The organism is Streptomyces sp. NPDC057697 (assembly GCF_042799335.1).
In the GTDB taxonomy this organism is placed as follows: Bacteria; Actinomycetota; Actinomycetes; order Streptomycetales; family Streptomycetaceae; genus Streptomyces.
On record NZ_JBHVJA010000001.1, the window covers coordinates 1,009,368 to 1,025,503 of the forward strand.

At 73.0% G+C, this 16,136-nt stretch carries 11 protein-coding genes and 1 tRNA gene; 5 read left to right on the plus strand and 7 right to left on the minus strand.

What is annotated here, in order from left to right; all coding sequences use genetic code 11:
• Positions 1-266 precede the first annotated feature (266 nt).
• The 4 genes from ACFVFH_RS04415 to ACFVFH_RS04430 all read right to left on the minus strand — a co-directional run bounded on the left by ACFVFH_RS04415 (position 267) and on the right by ACFVFH_RS04430 (position 6,198).
• Entirely contained in the window at positions 267-1,724 is a 1,458-nt protein-coding gene (locus tag ACFVFH_RS04415) for an LAETG motif-containing sortase-dependent surface protein (RefSeq protein ID WP_383763167.1), read from the minus strand.
• Positions 1,725-2,017: 293 nt separating this feature from the next.
• Positions 2,018-2,545: a single-stranded DNA-binding protein gene (locus ACFVFH_RS04420; protein WP_383763170.1), complete on the minus strand. Its 528-nt coding sequence runs from the start codon at positions 2,543-2,545 to the stop codon at positions 2,018-2,020.
• A 99-nt stretch (positions 2,546-2,644) separates the two neighbouring features.
• Complete coding sequence (locus ACFVFH_RS04425) at positions 2,645-4,540, minus strand: GTP-binding protein (RefSeq protein ID WP_383763173.1); 1,896 nt, start codon at positions 4,538-4,540, stop codon at positions 2,645-2,647.
• Complete coding sequence (locus ACFVFH_RS04430) at positions 4,537-6,198, minus strand: ATP-binding protein (RefSeq protein ID WP_383763598.1); 1,662 nt, start codon at positions 6,196-6,198, stop codon at positions 4,537-4,539. The genes ACFVFH_RS04425 and ACFVFH_RS04430 overlap by 4 nt, the downstream gene beginning before the upstream one ends.
• Positions 6,199-6,526: 328 nt before the next feature.
• On the opposite strand from ACFVFH_RS04430, the gene ACFVFH_RS04435 reads away from it, so the two are divergent.
• Positions 6,527-6,599, plus strand: a tRNA-Arg gene (locus tag ACFVFH_RS04435).
• A gap of 204 nt (positions 6,600-6,803) precedes the next feature.
• Here ACFVFH_RS04435 and ACFVFH_RS04440 read toward each other — a convergent pair.
• Entirely contained in the window at positions 6,804-8,324 is a 1,521-nt protein-coding gene (locus tag ACFVFH_RS04440; protein ID WP_383763176.1) for an FG-GAP and VCBS repeat-containing protein, read from the minus strand.
• A 630-nt stretch (positions 8,325-8,954) separates the two neighbouring features.
• Between ACFVFH_RS04440 and ACFVFH_RS04445 the strand changes: the two genes are divergently transcribed.
• The 4 genes from ACFVFH_RS04445 to rhaS all read left to right on the plus strand — a co-directional run bounded on the left by ACFVFH_RS04445 (position 8,955) and on the right by rhaS (position 13,871).
• A complete protein-coding gene (locus tag ACFVFH_RS04445; protein WP_383763179.1) occupies positions 8,955-10,502 on the plus strand; it encodes a sugar ABC transporter ATP-binding protein in 1,548 nt (515 codons plus the stop codon).
• Between the two features lie 182 nt (positions 10,503-10,684).
• Entirely contained in the window at positions 10,685-11,734 is a 1,050-nt protein-coding gene (locus tag ACFVFH_RS04450) for an ABC transporter permease (protein WP_383763182.1), read from the plus strand.
• A complete protein-coding gene (locus ACFVFH_RS04455) occupies positions 11,718-12,758 on the plus strand; it encodes an ABC transporter permease (RefSeq protein ID WP_383763185.1) in 1,041 nt (346 codons plus the stop codon). Before ACFVFH_RS04450 ends, ACFVFH_RS04455 begins: the two co-directional genes overlap by 17 nt.
• 45 nt (positions 12,759-12,803) lie before the next feature.
• Positions 12,804-13,871, plus strand: coding sequence for a rhamnose ABC transporter substrate-binding protein (rhaS, locus tag ACFVFH_RS04460; RefSeq protein WP_383763188.1), 1,068 nt, complete (start codon positions 12,804-12,806; stop codon positions 13,869-13,871).
• A 17-nt stretch (positions 13,872-13,888) separates the two neighbouring features.
• Here the strand turns inward: rhaS and ACFVFH_RS04465 are convergent, their stop codons facing one another.
• Both ACFVFH_RS04465 and ACFVFH_RS04470 read right to left on the minus strand, forming a co-directional pair.
• On the minus strand, positions 13,889-14,359 hold the full coding sequence (locus ACFVFH_RS04465) for a DUF1772 domain-containing protein (RefSeq protein WP_383763601.1): 471 nt from the start codon (positions 14,357-14,359) through the stop codon (positions 13,889-13,891).
• Between the two features lie 98 nt (positions 14,360-14,457).
• Positions 14,458-16,044, minus strand: a complete 1,587-nt coding sequence (locus ACFVFH_RS04470) for a von Willebrand factor type A domain-containing protein (RefSeq protein WP_383763191.1) — start codon at positions 16,042-16,044, stop codon at positions 14,458-14,460.
• Between the last annotated feature and the right edge of the window lie 92 nt (positions 16,045-16,136).

Consider the following 16,136-nt stretch of genomic DNA (forward strand, 5'->3'; position numbering starts at 1 on the left):
CTCAACCGCCTTCTATTTTCCGGCAGTTGAACTACGGCTGAACGGCCCGCCGCCCCCGCACGACGGGACCGCGGGACGGACGGAGGGCCCACGGAACGCAGGGCCCGCGGAACGAAGGGACGGCGGAACGAGGCGGAACGGAAGGACGGCGAGCGCGCGACGGCCCCGGTACGCGTCTGCGTACCGGGGCCGTCGTCAGGAGGGAAACACGGAGGCCGGTCCTCCGTCCGTCGCCCCGCGATCAGCGTGCGGGGCGACGGGACGCGTCACTGCGCGGTGGTCTGCGCCTTGCGCTTGCGGAGGAGGAAGACCGCGCCGCCGCCGACGACGACGAGGGCGATCGCGACGCCCGCGATGACCGGGGTGGCGCTGGAGCCACCGGTCTCGGCGAGGTCACCCGAGCCGCCGGTGGTGCTGCCGGTGGAGCTGCCGCCGGACGTGGCCGGGGTCTTGTCGCCACCGGTCTGGGTCTCGGTGCCGCCCGTGGCGCTGCCGCTGGTCTTGCAGTCCAGGACACCCTTGAAGGTCTTCGTGAAGCCACCGGGGCCGGTGATCGTGAAGTCGTACGCCTGGTCCTCGGCGACCGGGACGGTGATCGTCTCGGACTTGCCGGCCTCGATGGTGTGCTTCGCACCGGCCAGCTCGAAGGTGAAGGCCTCGTCACCCGTGTTGGAGGCGGTGACGTCCACGCCGCCCTTGGCGCAGTTCTTCTTCGCCGTGACGGCCGGGATCGCGCCCTTCTTGGCCCAGGTGCCGGTGGCGGTCGCGGAGACCGTCGACTCGCTGGAACCGGCGAGGATCATGGTCTGGCTCTTGGTCACACCGGCGAAGGCCCGGCCGACCGGCACCGAGGTGGTGGCCTGGACCGTCAGCGAGGCGGAGCCGTCGGCGGTGCCCGCGGGCACGTCGAAGTACAGCTCGGCACCGTCGGCCGCGGCGGTGACGGGCTTGCCCGCCTTGTCGGTGATCTTGACGCCGCTGGCGGCGTCGGCGGGCGGGGTCACGGATGCCTGGCCCGCGTTGGTGTGGACGGTGATCGGGCCGAGCCGCTCACCGGACTTGCCGGAGACCGCGGACGGGTCCAGGGCGAGGGACGCCTTGGGCTCGGCCTGGTCGACGGCGCTGCGCTCCAGCCAGTCGGCCAGCTTCTCGGCCTGGCTGTCCCTCGCGTCGACATCGGCGTCGTCCGAGTAGCGCCAGATGGCGACCTGGGTGCCCGCCGCCGCGGTCTTCTCGGTGAGCGGTCCGGTGCCGGCCGCCTTGGCGAGCGCCGCGAGGTCGTCGACCTGCGGGTAGGAGTGCTCCAGGATCCAGCGGATCTTGCCGGCGTTCTTGTTGCCGCCGAGCGAGGTCTGGTTCCAGGGGGTCTCCAGGTACTTCGCCTGGTCCTGGGTGGGGTTGTGGATGTCGATGCAGTACGTCTTGAGCTTGCCGCCGCCGTCGACGGTCATCTCGAAGAGGCCGGCGGGCAGCTGCTGGTCCCTGCCGTTCGTGTGCAGCACGGCGCGGTCGAAGGTCTTCAACCCGTCGAGCACCGCGGCCGCGCCGCCCTGGTGCTGCGGCGTCTCGTCGGCGACCGCGTTGCCCGCGCCGGCGAGGGCGCCTGCCATGACCAGACCGGATGCCACCACCGATGCGGCCAGCCGGGCTATGCCGCGCCGCCTCGGAGATTGGGCCGTCGTCACCGAGGACGACGAAACGGTCGCTGAAGAAGCAGAAAACACAGAATTCCCCTCCGGGCGGGACCCTCCGCGCCTGATGCGCGTGTGGGGACTGCCCCGCCAGTCGACTCAAGTGCCCCGTGAGTAATGGGAATCCTAAGGACGAACCAATGAACAGTCCCCCGTCATACCGTCGTACAACCATTCCGAATCGGAATCGTTATCGCCGGTATCACTTCCGTTCGCCTCCCCGGCCGGCTCCCCGCCCGCCCACGGCCCGCTTCCGGCCTGCCCCGGCCCCCCTTTCGCCCCTCCCCGGCACGCCCCCGGCCGGCCCGGGGCCGGTCACGGGTCCGTCACGGCGCCGACACCAGCTCCTGCCGCACCTTCTGACGCCCCGTCGACCGTTTGCTCCCGGAGCGTTCCGCCGCTGCCCCGGTCCCCTCGGGGCCGTCCGGCGCGTCCGGCTCCTCCGGTCCGCCGGTCCGGTCGGCGCTCCCCACCCGGGCCGTCAGCGCGGGCTCGCCCCTCATCACCCGCCGGAACGCGGAGGTCCCGCGCGTCAGGTCATGGCCCACCGCGACCGCCTCGACGTCCACGAACGTACGGCGCTGCCCCTCCCGTTCCTCCTCACGCACCTTCAGCCTGCCGTGCACCATCAGGGGTTCCCCGACGGAAACGGAACCGGAGAGATTGAGTGCCAGGGTCCGCCAGGCGAACACGGTGTAGAAGCTCGTGTGCCCGTCGGTCCAGAGCTGTTTCTCCCGGTCCCAGCGGCGCGGTGTCACCGCCAGCCGGAAGCGCGCCATTGCGCCCGTCGCGGTCTCCCGGAACTCCACGCCCGTCGCCGCGTTGCCCACCAAGGTCACCAAGGTGTCGTTCATGACTCCGCCTCCCCTTCTGCCTTCGGATCGGCGACCGCCTCCATGCGGTCACCGGTCCCAGACTGACGGGGAGGCGGAAATCCTGCCGACGCCTGTGGACTACCCGCCGGTTGTGGAAATCTCCGTCACCGCCGCGAACCTCTCCCGCACCTCTCGGTACCGCACGAGTTCCGCCGCCACCGGATCGAGCACCCGGGCCCGGCCGCAGGCCGACGCCGTCTCGCGCAGCCGCCGTTCGGCCTCCTGCCCGTACCGGCGCGCGGGCCCGCGCGCCGCGGCCGCGCACGACCACTCCACCAGCGGACCGCCCACGACTCCGGTCAGCATCACCAGGGCGGGCGTGAGGTACCCCGGTGCGAGCACGCCGACGATCTGGCCGACCAGCCAGAGGCCGCCGAAGATCTGCAGCAGGGTCATCGACGCCTGAGCCAGTACGGCGGCGGGCCACCACTTCGGGCGCGGCGGCTTCCCGCCCACCCGGCCGCCGTGCGCCACGCCGGAGGCCCCGGCCACCCCCGTCGCCACCACCGCCGGAGGGCCCGGCACGGGCTCGCCGCCGGTCCGCTGCGCCAGCGTGTCCAGCGCCTCCGGCAGCCCGTCCGCGCCGTGCACCGCGGCCTCGCGGACCGCCTGCGCCCAGGGGCCCGGCAGCCCGTCCGCGGCCTCGTCCGCCAGCGTCCGTACCGCCTGCTCGACCAGCTGGCGGGCGGTGAGCTGCTCCTCGGGGGGCTCGGGCCGCGCCGGGCGCTCCAGGCTTCCGGGCCGCCGGGTGGACTCGTACCAGCGCCACAGCCGCAGCCAGGGCGTGCCGCACGCCCGTCCGGCGTTCCTGCGCCACTCGCGCTCGGCGGCCTGGCCCGCAGCGGCCGCCCCGAGGGCCTCCGCCAGCCGGTCGGCGAACTCCTCGCGGGCCCGTTCGCCGAGGCCGGGGCGGCCCTCGGCCACGTACACCGGGCGGAGCCTGGCCGCGGCGGCGTCCACGTCCGCGGAGAGCCTGCGCGCCGCCGCGGTGCGCTCCTGGACGAACCGGCCGAGCACCTCGCGCAGTTCGTCGACGCCCTCACCGGTGAGGGCGGACAGGGACATGACGGTGGCGCCGGGTTCTCCGTGCTCGCCCAGGGCCATGCCGTCCTCGTCGAGCAGCCGACGCAGATCGTCGATGACCTGGTCGGCGGCGTCGCCGGGCAGCCGGTCGATCTGGTTGAGGACGACGAAGGTGACCTCGGCGTGCCCGGCGAGCGGCCGTAGATAGCGCTCGTGGAGGGCCGCGTCCGCGTACTTCTCCGGGTCGACGACCCAGATCACCGCGTCGACCAGCGCGAGCACCCGGTCGACCTGTTCGCGGTGTTCGGTCGCCGCCGAGTCGTGGTCGGGCAGGTCGACGAGGACGAGACCCTGGAGGGCCTCGTCGGTGTCCGCGGCGCCCTGCTGCGGCCTGCGCCTGAGCCGTCCGGGGATGGCGAGCCGGTCCAGCAGTCCGGCGGCGCCGTCGGTCCAGGAGCAGGCGAGGGGCGCGGCGGTGGTCGGCCTGCGGAGCCCGGTGTCGGAGATCTGGGCGCCCGCGAGGGCGTTGAAGAGCGTCGACTTGCCGCTGCCGGTGGCCCCGGCGATGGCGACGACGGTGTGCCGGGAGGAGAGCCGCCGGCGGGCCGCCGCCTCGTCGAGCACCCGTCCCGCCTCGGCGAGGGTGGCCGCGTCGAGCCGGGCCCGGGACAGCCCGACGAGTTCGCGCAGCGCGTCGAGCCGGGTCCGGAGCGGCCCGCCGGAGGGTCCGTAGGCCTCCACCTGGGGCGGCCGCGCGTCGTCGTCCGGGGCGGTCTCGGGCTCGGGTTCCACCGTCTTGGCCGCCGCCCGCCGGGCGATGAGCCCGTCGTTCCAGTCCCGGCTCGCCTCCGGGATCCGGGCCCGCCGGTCCGTTTCCCGTTCCTCCTGCGCGTCGGGACTCCCGGTCCGGTCGGCGGTCCGGCCGGTCTCCTCGTCAGTGACGGCAGTCATCGCTGCCACCTCTCCTTCTGCAGTACGGACAGCGCGGCGATCAGTTCGGCCTGCGGCTCGGGGGCCACGTCGAGCGCGTCCAGCGGTGCGAGCCGCCGGTCGCGCTCGCCGTTCATCACCCGGTCGAGGCAGTCGGTGAGCAGGGCCCCGCCCTTGTCGCGCAGGCGCAGCGCGCCCTGGACGCCGATGCGTTCGGCGAGCTGCTCCCCGGCGCCCCGGGTGCGGCGGCCGCCGAGCAGTGCGGCGGCCAGCAGCGCCGCCACGGTCTCGGCGTCGGGCGCGGCGTTGCGTTCCAGGCGGCGCACCTCCTCCTCGGCCAGCTCCTCCAGGACCCGCCACCAGCGCCGTACGGCCATGGTGATCCGGCCCCGGATGTCCTCGGCGGGTCCCCAGCCCCCGGCTTCCCGGCCGACGTCCTCGAAGCCGAACTCCCCGGCGGCGGGATCGCGCCGCCAGGCCGTACGGATCTGTTCGTCGGCAGCGGCCACGGCGCACTGGAGGAGCGCGGAAAGGCTCTCGACCAGCGCTTCGAGGAGCTCCCCGGAGGTGCTGTACAGCGGGTATCCGCGCCATCTGGTCCGGGCGTCCCCGGCGAGCACCCCGCCGCCGCGCAGTCTGCGCCGGACCCGGGCGCCCTCCGCGCGGTACACGTCCTCGACCACGCCGGTCAGCCGCACGGCCGCCGCGTACTGCGCCGCGACGGCCCCGGCCAGCTCGGGCATCCGTACGTCCAGCGAGTCGATGACCCCGGCGGCCGTGCGGCCGACCGCCTGCTGGCGGGCCGCCGGGTCCTGGGCGCGGTGGCTGAGCCAGGCCCGCAGCGGGGCGACGGCGGTCGTGGGCAGGAGCCCGCTGCCGCCCCCGGCCGACTCGGGGAGTTCGGGGATGGTGAAGCGCGGCACCTCGCCGAGGCCCGCGCGGGTGAGCAGCGCTCCGTACTGCCGCGAGACCTCGGCGATGACCTGGTGCGGCACCCGGTCGAGGACGGTGACGAGCGAGGCGTCGTACTGCTTGGCGGTACGCAGCAGGTGCCAGGGCACCGCGTCCGCGTAGCGGGAGGCCGTGGTCACCATCACCCAGACGTCGGCGGCGCAGATCAGCTCGGAGGCCAGCATCCGGTTGCGCACCACGAGCGAGTCGATGTCGGGGGCGTCGAGCAGCGCGAGGCCGCGCGGCAGACCGGGCGAGGTCTCGACCCGCAGTGCGGTGCCGTTCTCCTCGTCACGGCCGCCGAGCACGTCCAGCCCGTCGAGGTCCCCGTACCGGTCCGGTCCCCCGGGCTCCTCCGGCGGCAGCCAGACCCGGGTGAGCTGTGGCAGTACGCGTACCCCGGCGAACCAGTGGTGATCATCCGGATGGCAGACGAGCACGGGCGTCCGGGTGGTCGGCCGCAGCACTCCGGCCTCGCTGACCGGTCGTCCCACCAGCGAGTTGACCAGTGTCGACTTCCCCGCCCCGGTCGACCCCCCGACGACCGCGAGCAGCGGTGCCTCGGGGTCCCTGAGCCGGGGAAGCAGATAGTCGTCGAGCTGGGCGAGCAGCTCGCTCCGGGTGCGCCGGGCCCGCGCGGCCCCCGGCAGCGGAAGGGGAAGACGCACGGCAGCGACACGGTCGCGCAGGGCGGAAAGTGCGTCGATGAGCTGAGGCCGTACGTCCAAGGTCACCACATGCGAAGAATGCCCAACTTTGGAGCCTTTTTGAAGCGTATAGCCACCTCTGCGCGCCGGTTCCCTCCCAGGAACGAAGTCAGGACAGAGGGGACGAGTGGGGCGCAGGCATAACGAGTGCACAACACCCGGGGCGCGAGGCGTGAAAAGCGCTGCGCGAATCCCACCTACCTGCGATTATCGGTTCGCTTCACCGAACCTCCACATCGTGCCACGCAGGTGAAGCAACCAGCACCAGGCGATCGGAGCCCTATCCTTGTCCCGGCAGGTCACCGACCGGCCCGGCCCCAGGGCTCCAGGCCGCCGAGGCCACTACCCGGCCCCCGTAGCTCAGTGGATAGAGCAGGCGCCTTCTAAGCGCTTGGCCGCAGGTTCGAGTCCTGCCGGGGGCGCATAGCGCGCACCACTGTGAGGCCCTCCACCCCGGAGGGCCTTTTCGCTGGTCGAACGCACACTAAAGGGTGGCCCGTAGCGGGCGCGTAAGCACCGGACCGACCCGGGCGGTGGTGCGGGCGGCGGTCCGGTGGTGTCCGGCTGCCGCCGGGGTTCCGCGGGGGCCTCCCCCGGGGCGTCGTGCTCGCGGGGGAGGCGGGCGGTCAGCGGTTGAAGGACGAGCCGAGCGCCGCGGACTTCGCCACCGTGCCCAGGGTTCCGTGGCCGAAGGTGAACGAGCCCTTGGCCGTCAGGCCCTTCTCGGCGGTCGGGAAGACCCACAGGGAGCCGGCGCCGGTGTTCTCGCCCGGGGCGCCCACAGCCAGTTCGCTGCGGCCGTCGTGGTTGGCGTCGACCAGTTTGACGGCGCCGCCGAACAGATCGCCGGCCTCGGCCACGCCGGGGACGTCCGGGGTGTCCTGGTTGAAGCCGATCGTGCCGGTGCCGGTCGGGCCGGACGCGGTGCCGGGGAGGACGAGGACGGAGCCCGCCTTCTTCTTCGTGCCGAGGGCCTCGTCGGGAACGCCGACCGCGATGTCGCCGTAGCCGTCGCCGTTCATGTCACCGATCGAGAGCGAGCCGCCGAATCCGTCGTGCACCTCGGCGGCGCCGGGGACGCCCGGGGAGTCCTGGTTGAAGACCTTGGCGCGGTCGCCGCGGGGGCCGGTGGCGCTGCCCGGTACGTAGGTGATCATGCCGCCCAGGGCGAGCGGGTGGTCCAGGTCGCTGTCGTAGCCCTCGACGGTGCGGCCCACGACGAGGTCCGCGTACTTGTCACCGTTGACGTGGCCGGCCGTGATGGTCTCGCCGCCCTGGAGGCGGTAGCCGTTGGACGCCTTGACGGTGGTGTACTTCTCGGCGAGGCCACCCGCGCCGCCGTCGCGGATCAGGATGCGGCGGGCGTCGTACTCGTCGCCGTCGTGGACGACGGAGGCCAGGTCGTCGCGGCCGTCGCCGTTGAAGTCGCCCGCGACGACGTCCAGGTAGCGCAGATCGTCCGTGTCGCGGATCAGCCGGGCGGGGGCCGAGGCGCTGCCGTCGCGCTTGAACGGGCCCGACAGGACGTAGGTGTCGCCCGAATCGAGGGTGGCGATGTCCGGGGTGCCGTCGCCGTCGAAGTCGCCGACGGCGGTCTTGGAGCCGATCCCGGCGTACTCGTGATCGCCGGTCAGGAGGGTCGCGCCGCCGGACAGTCCGTTCGCGCCGCCCCAGATGACGGTGAGCGAGCCGGCGTCCTTGAACGTACCGATCTTCTCGTTGCCCGAGCCGACGACCAGGTCGGTGTATCCGTCCCCGTCGAGGTCGGCGGAGACCACCGAGCTGCCGAAGGTGTCACCGCTCTCGGCGGAGTCCGGTATTCCGGGCGAGTTCTGGGTGAAGACCTGTTTGGTGGCGGTCTTCAGCCCGCTCTTGGAGCCGTACACCACACCCACGGAACCGGCCTTGGCCACACCGTCGACGGTGGCGTCGGGGGCGGCGAAGGCCAGGTCCGGGTAGCCGTCCCCGTTGAAGTCGTCGCGCCGCGGGGCCGGTGCGGGCGCGTTCGCGGACGCGGGCGCGTTCGCGGGCGCCGAAGCGGTGGCGCGGGCGGGCGTCGATGCCTGGGCGGTGGTGGAGAAGGTGGTCACGGCGGTCGCCACGGTGATGGCGAGGACCACGGTGGTTCCTAGGGCACGGGATGCCACGTGGACTCCTTCGTTCGGGTTCGGAAAGGTCTGTGCGGACAGCGGGGCGCGCCGGTCGGTCTCCCGCGCCACGCAGAATCAGACCGGCGGTGGCGTACGGGGGTTGCACCGCCCGGACGACTGTTACAGCTCCACGACGTGAACGGCCGACGAATCCTCGGCGAGCAATTCCGGTCGCGCCGGGCGGAGTCGGGCGAGGGCGGAGCCTGTCCCGGCGAAGTCGGGCAAGGACGGATACCTGTCCGGGCGGCGGCGCGCGGCCGTGTCTGGGCTGGGCATCGACAGCGCCCCGACGCCCCGTTCGGAGAGCGAACGCGTCCCGACGCCCCGGGCTAGGCGCCGACAGCGTCCCGACGCCCCGGACGGAGAGCGAACGCGTCCCGACGCCCCAGGCTGGGCGCCGACAGCGTCCCGACGCCCCGGGCGGGCCTCGACAGCGCCCCCGGCGCCCGTGCGGGCCGCCGATACGCGCCCGTGTCCGGTCCCCCGGTACGCGGGGCGGAACAGGGCCGCCACCGCACCATTGACTGCGCCCGCGCTCCCCGTCTAGCTTCCGAGCTACCTCATTGAAACCTTTCACGGTGCTCCGGCACCGCGCTCCACCCGCGTCCGCCACCGCCGAGGAGCCCCATGAACCAGCCTGCCGAGGACCCGCCACCGGCCCCGGTCCCCGCCACCGCCCCGGTCCTGGCGCTGAGGAACGTGAGCAAGTCCTTCGGCGCCGTACGCGCCCTGCACGACGTATCCCTGTCGCTGCGGTCCGGCGAGATCCACGCGCTCGCCGGGGAGAACGGCGCGGGCAAGTCCACCCTCATCAAGACGCTCGCCGGAGTGCACCGCCCGGACGGCGGGCGGCTGTTGCTCGACGGCGCGCCCGTCGCCTTCCACGGCCCCGCCGACGCCCGTGCCGCCGGGGTCGCCGTCATCTACCAGGAACCGGCCCTCTTCCCCGATCTGTCGATCGCCGAGAACATCTTCATGGGCCGTCAGCCCCGGCGCCGTCTCGGCCGGATCGACCACCGCGCCGTGCGCGACGCCACCGCGGCGCTGATGCGCCGGCTCGGGGTCGGCCTGGCCCCCGACCGGCCGGCCCGCGGGCTCTCCATCGCGGACCAGCAGATCGTCGAGATCGCCAAGGCGCTCTCCTTCGACGCCCGGGTCCTGATCATGGACGAGCCGACGGCCGCGCTCACCGGCGGCGAGACGGCCCGGCTCTTCTCCGTGGTGCGGGCGCTGCGCGACGAGGGCGCGGCCGTGCTGTTCATCTCGCACCGGCTCGACGAGGTCTTCGAGCTGTGCGAGCGGGTCACGACGCTGCGCGACGGCCGCCTGATCGCGTCCGAGCCGCTGGCCGGGCTGACCGCGGACGATCTGGTGCGCCGGATGGTCGGCCGCGACCTGACCGCCCTCTACCCGAAGCAGGACGCGGCGGTCGGCGAGGTCGCCCTGTCGGTCCGGCGGCTGACCCGCGAGGGCGTCTTCCGCGATGTGTCGTTCGAGGTCCGGCGCGGGGAGATCGTGGCGCTCGCCGGGCTCGTCGGCGCCGGGCGGACCGAGGTCGCCCAGGCGGTCTTCGGCGTCGACCGCGCGGACGCCGGGGAGGTCCGGGTCGGCGGCACCGTGCTGCGCCCCGGCTCGCCGACCGCCGCGATGGCCGCCGGACTGGCGCTCGTCCCGGAGGACCGCCGTCGGAGCGGGCTCGTCATGGAGATGTCCATCGAGCGCAACGTGGGGCTCACCGCCCTCGGCGGGTTACGCGGACACGGGCTCGTACGCCGCGCCCGGGAGCGCGACCGGGCCGCCGCCTGGGCGGTGCGCCTGCGGCTCAAGTACCACCGCCTGGCCGATGCCGTCGGCGTGCTGTCCGGCGGCAACCAGCAGAAGGTCGTGCTCGCCAAGTGGCTCGCGACCGGGCCGTCGGTGCTCGTCGTGGACGAGCCGACCCGGGGCATCGACGTCGGCACCAAGGCCGAGGTCCACCGGCTGCTCTCCGCGTCGGCGGCGGACGGGCTCGCGGTGCTGATGATCTCCTCCGACCTGCCCGAGGTGATCGGGATGGCCGACCGGGTGCTCGTCATGCGTGAGGGCCGGCTCGTCGCCGAACTCCCGCGCGGGAGCGCCACCGAGGAGACGGTCCTGGCCGCGGCGGCCGGACTGGTCGGACGGGAGGCACCGTGACCACCACCGACGAAACGGACCCGACCACGGCCACCGCACTCGCCGGACAGGAAGCGCCGTGACCACCACCGACGAAACCGACCCGACCACGGCCACCGCACTCGCCGGACAGGAAGCGCCATGACCACCACCGACGAAACCGACCCGACCACGGCCACCGCACTCGCCGGACAGGAGGCACCGTGACCACCACCGTCGGCGGTCCGCCGGGCACCGGTGCCGGGGTCCCGGTGCGCGGCGCGTCCTCGCTCGTGGAAGCGGTGTTCCGGGCCCGTGAGCTCTCCATCGCCGGGGCGCTGGCCCTGCTCGTCCTCGGTACGTACCTCGCCAACCCGCGGTTCCTGTCCGGCCAGGGCGTCCGCGACCTGCTGCTCAACGCCTCGATCCTGGTGCTGCTCGCGGTCGGCCAGTCGGCCGTGGTGATCACCCGCAACATCGACCTGTCGGTCGGCTCCGTGGTCGGGCTCTCCGCCTTCGCCTGCGGCAGGTTCGTCGCCGGGACGGACCACGGCGTGCTCGCCGTGATGCTGCTGGGCCTCGCCGTCGGAGCGGTCTGCGGGCTCGTCTCCGGCTCCCTGGTCGGCTTCGGCGGGGTCCCGGCGCTCGTCGTGACGCTGGGCATGCTCTACGTCATCCAGGGCGTCGACTACTGGTGGGCGCAGGGCGACCAGATCGGCGCCGCCGAGGTGCCCGACCCGGTGCTGCGGCTCGGCAGCGTTCTCGGGGTGCCGTACCTGCCGCTGATCGCCCTGGTGGTGCTCGCCGCGACCGCCTCCTTCCTCCGCGACCGGGTCTCGGGCCGGGAGCTGTACGCGATCGGTTCGAACCCGGAGGCCGCGCTGCTCGCCGGCATCCCGGTGCGCCGCCGGGTCCTCGCCGCGTACGTCTTCTCCGGAGCCGTCGCCGGTTTCGCCGGGGCGCTGTGGCTGGCCCGGTTCGGCACGGTCGTCGCGGACAACGCGCACGGCTGGGAGCTGACCGTCGTCAGCGCCGTCGTCGTCGGGGGCGTCGCCATCACCGGCGGTACGGGGACGGTCTGGGGCGCCGCCCTGGGCGCGCTGCTGCTCACCACCATCGGCAGCGTCCTGGTCGTCCTGAAGGTCGACGCCTTCTGGCAGGGCGCCCTCACCGGTGCGCTACTGCTGCTCGCCATCGGCGTCGACCGGGTCGTGGACCTGCGGCTGACCGCCGCCCTGAGGAAGAGGAGCGCCCGGCATGGGAACGCGGTCTGAGACCCGGGCGGCGGCGGACGGCGCACGGAGGGGAGGAGATCTTCCACGGCGCCTGGCGCTGCGCTGGGACACCGCGGTCGGAGTGCTCCTGGTGGCGGTCTTCGTCGTCGGCCTCGGCTCCACGGACGGCTTCGGCTCCGGCGAGAACCTCGCCTTCGCCTTCAACGACATCGTCGAGGTCGCCTTCATCGCCCTGCCGATGACGCTGCTCGTCGTCGCCGGGCAGGTCGATCTCTCGGTCGCCTCGATGCTGGGCCTGGGCAGCGCGCTGACCGGTGCGCTGTGGAACGGCGGCTGGGCCTTCGAGGCGATCGTGCCGGTGGTGCTGCTGGCCGGTGCGGCGGGCGGGCTGCTCAACGGCTGGCTGGTCACCCGGGTGGGGCTGCCGTCGCTGGCCGTCACCATCGGCACCCTGGCCCTCTACCGCGGGCTGGCCTCGGTGGTGCTGGGCAGCGACGCGGTGACGGGCTTCCCGCCGAAGTACGCGGACTGGGCCGTCGACACCACCACCGTGCCCGGCACCTTCCTCACGTACCCGGTCCTGCTGTTCGCCGTCCTCGCGGTGCTCACCGCGGTCGTGCTGCACGCCACCGGCCTGGGCCGGGCGCTGTTCGCGATCGGCGCCCAGGAGGAGGCGGCGTACTTCGCGGGGATCCGGGTCAAGCGGATCAAGCTGCTGCTGTTCGTCGTGACGGGGCTGTTCGCCTCGTTCACCGGTGTCCTGTTCACCCTGCGGTACGGCAGTGCCCGCGCCGACAACGGACTCGGCTTCGAGATGCTCGTCATCGCCTCGGTGCTGCTCGGCGGCATCGACTTCGACGGCGGGAAGGGCACCGTCTTCGGCGCGGTCGCCGGGGTGCTGCTGATCGGAGTGCTGAAGAACCTCCTGACGCTCAACGACATCGCCAACGAGGTGCAGGTGATCGTGACCGGCCTGCTGCTCGTGGCGTCCGTGCTCACGCCCCGGGTGATCGCCGCCGTCGCCGCGCGACGGCACCGGCGCGCCATGGACTCCCCGTCCTGAACCCGGCCCCGTCTCCCGCCTCCTGTCGAAAGGGCCCTCACCGCCATGATGCTCCGCACTCTCGCCACCGCCGCCACCGCCGTGTCGCTCGCCCTCGCCCTGAGCGCCTGTTCCGGCACCACCAAGGACAGCGCGGACCAGGGCTCGGCGAAGGCCGGGACGACGGCGAAGGCCGATCCGGACGCGCCGCTGAAGAAGGGCCTCAAGCTCGCCTTCCTGCCCAAGCAGATCAACAATCCGTACGAGAAGATCGTGGACGACGCGGGGATCTCGGCCGCCCGGGAGTTCGGCGGCACGGGCAAGGAGGTCGGCCCTTCCGACGCCGGGGCCTCCTCGCAGGTCAGCTACATCAACACACTGATCCAGCAGCGTCAGGACGCGATCCTGGTGGCGGCCAACGACCCCAACGCGGTGTGCGGCCCGTTGAAGCAGGCGATGCGCAAGAACATCAAGGTCGTCGCGTACGACTCCGACACCGCGAAGGACTGCCGGCAGCTCTTCATCAACCAGGCGGGCTCCGAGGAGATCGGCCGCGGTCTGGTCCGGCATCTCGGTGCGCAGCTCGGCTACCGGGGGAAGATCGCGATCCTCTCGGCCACCCAGAACGCCACCAACCAGAACACCTGGATCGGTTTCATGCGGGAGGAGTTGAAGCTGCCCAGGTACAAGGAGATGAAGCTGGTGAAGGTGGCGTACGGGGACGACGCGGACCAGAAGTCGTTCCAGCAGACGCAGGGCCTGATGCAGGCGTACCCGGACCTCAAGGGCATCATCTCGCCCACCACCGTCGGCATCGCCGCCGCCGCCCGCTATCTCGGCGACTCCTCGTACAAGGGCAAGGTCGTACTGAACGGCCTGGGCACCCCGAACCAGATGCGCAAGTACGTCAAGGACGGCACCGTCGAGCAGTTCTCGCTGTGGAACCCGGAGGATCTGGGCTACCTCGGCTCGTACGCCGCCGCCGCGCTGGCGTCGGGGCGGATCAGCGGTGCGGAGGGAGAGACGTTCCGGGCGGGCCGGCTCGGTACGTACACGGTCGGCAGGGACGGTGAGGTCGTCCTCGGCGAGCCGACCGTGTTCGACCGGAAGAACATCGACAAATTCGACTTCTGAGCGCGGGGGACCGGCCGCTAGAACTCCGCGCCGACCACGGCCAGCAGGGCGAACGCGGCGAGGGACAGCACCGTCCGGACCCGGTGGAGCCGGTTCCAGGGGGCTTCGAACGCGGCGCGGGCCGCGCTGTCGTCGCCGCCCTCGGACTCCGCGAGCGCCTTGTTGAGCGGGATGTTGCCGACGATCGTGACCAGGTGACCGGCCACCGCGCAGACCAGCGCCACGACGGCGAGCACCCGGTCCCGGCCGCCGTCGCCGCCGAGGGCCACGACGGCCGGGAAGGCGATCACCCCCAGGAAGAGGACCAGGAAGGCGGGGCCGGGCACCTTCTCGTTGAAGCGGCGCATGGCCGCCGTGAACCGCTCGTCGGGCAGGGCCCCGATGCCCGGCATGACCGCGATCAGGAACGTCAGCATGAATCCGGCGTAGAGGCCCGTCGTGATCACGGCGAGCGTCAGGAACAGGGAGGAGGACATGGCGGCCATCATGTCCTCGCCGGGCGGTCCGCACATCCGACTTCCGGGGGACGCCCGGCTTCCGGGGGACGCCGTGAATCGTCCGGCCCTGCCCGCCCCCGCTCCCCCGGTCAGCCCAGTTCGCCCTCCGGCGCTTCCCCCGAACCGCCTTCGCCCGCGCCGTTCTTGAGCCGGCCGGCCTGTCCGATCATGGTCGCCAGCTTCCGCACCGAGTCGTCCTCGGTCGCGGACGCCAGCTTCCGGGCCCGCGAGGCGAGTTCACCGAGTCCGGGCGCGCCCGGCAGCCGTCCGCCGCGCAGCTCCTCGGCGAAGTAGGCGGCGACGGCGTCCACTTGGAGGCGCTTGCTGCCGCCACCCCACAGCGGTTGGCCGATCGCACCGGTGCCCACCGTGCCCCGCTGCTCGTGCGGGGCCCTGGTGCGGGGGTCCAGCCAGCGCACGGTGGCGGTCGCCACCCGGCCCTCGGCGCCCGGCCTCAGCTGTACGGCGTAGAGCGCGGTGACCGTGTGGCCGGGGCCGACCTCGCCGCCGTCGACGCGGTCGTTGCGGAAGTCCTCGTCGGCGACCTTGCGGTCCTCGTACCCGATGAGCTCGAACCGGGCGACGGTCTTCCGGTCGAACGCGACCTGGGCCTTGGCGTCGCGCGCGGTCAGTTCGAGGTGGGCGGGCAGCTGGTCGACGAAGACCTTGCGGGCCTGCTCCTCGTCGGCGACGTACGTGGTGTGGCCGTCGCCCTTGTCGGTGAGCCGCTCCATCAGCGCGTCGCCGTAGTCGCTGCCGACGCCGACCCCGAAGAGGGTGATGCCGTAGTCGCGGCGGGCCGAACCGATGCGTTCCAGGATGGCGTCGGCGTCGGTCTCGCCGGTGTTGGCGAGGGCGTCGGAGAGCAGCACGACCCGGTTGTTGGCGCCCTCGACGTGGCCGTCGACCGCCTCCTCGTACCCTCGGCGGACGCCTGCTTCCACGTTGGTGGAGCCGGTGGGTTCCATGGCGTCGACCCGGTCGCGGATCCTGCCCCGGTGGTCGCGCAGCCGGGTCATCGGCAGCAGGGTCCGCGTCTCGTCGCTGAAGGTGACCAGGGAGACCGAGTCGTCGTCGCGGAGTTCGTCGGTGAGGAGGTCCAGGGACTTCTTCACCAGGTCGAGCCGGTCCGCCTCGGCCATCGAGCCGGAGGTGTCGACGACGAAGGTGAGGGCGGCGGGCGGGCGTTCGTCGCGGGCGGGCGCGGCCCGGGTGGCCAGCCCCACCCGCACCAGCGACCAGTCGCCGCCGCCGGCGCGGGCCCCGTCGACGTTCACGGAGAAGCCGTTGCCGTCCGGGCGCCGGTAGCCCTGGCGGAAGCTGTTGACGAACTCCTCGGGCCGCACGGTGGACGGCTCCGGCAGTCCGCCGTCGGCGAGGGTGCGGCGGGCGTAGCCGTACGAGGCGGTGTCGACGTCCAGCGCGAAGGTGGAGAGGTAGTCGGGCGGCGCGGACTCCTCCAGGCCGTTCCGCTCCTCGGCGCCGTCGGCGGCACCGCCCGAGGCGGCGGGTCCGGGTGCGGGGAGCGCGCCGCCCCTGCGGTCGGCGGTGGACTTGTTCCCGGTGGACGTTCCGGAGCAGCCGGTGAGCAGCATCCCGCCCGCCAGCAGCAGCCCGAGGGCCCCCTGCCACGTCCGCACGTACTTCTTCGGGTACCTGTCTGTCCGTCGTTGCATCGTCTGCCCCCAGTGTCGTCGTGCCGGCTCGTGTGAATGTGACGTACGGGACGGCACCGGGGAGCAGACGAAGACGTTGCGGAATCGTCTCG

Coding starts and splice junctions, on each gene's coding strand:
- ACFVFH_RS04420 (WP_383763170.1), bottom strand. CDS start 2,545: ATGAACGACACCTTGGTGACCTTGGTGGGCAACGCGGCGACGGGCGTG.
- ACFVFH_RS04425 (WP_383763173.1), bottom strand. CDS start 4,540: ATGACTGCCGTCACTGACGAGGAGACCGGCCGGACCGCCGACCGGACC.
- ACFVFH_RS04445 (WP_383763179.1), top strand. CDS start 8,955: ATGAACCAGCCTGCCGAGGACCCGCCACCGGCCCCGGTCCCCGCCACC.
- ACFVFH_RS04455 (WP_383763185.1), top strand. CDS start 11,718: ATGGGAACGCGGTCTGAGACCCGGGCGGCGGCGGACGGCGCACGGAGG.
- rhaS (WP_383763188.1), top strand. CDS start 12,804: ATGATGCTCCGCACTCTCGCCACCGCCGCCACCGCCGTGTCGCTCGCC.
- ACFVFH_RS04465 (WP_383763601.1), bottom strand. CDS start 14,359: ATGATGGCCGCCATGTCCTCCTCCCTGTTCCTGACGCTCGCCGTGATC.
- ACFVFH_RS04470 (WP_383763191.1), bottom strand. CDS start 16,044: ATGCAACGACGGACAGACAGGTACCCGAAGAAGTACGTGCGGACGTGG.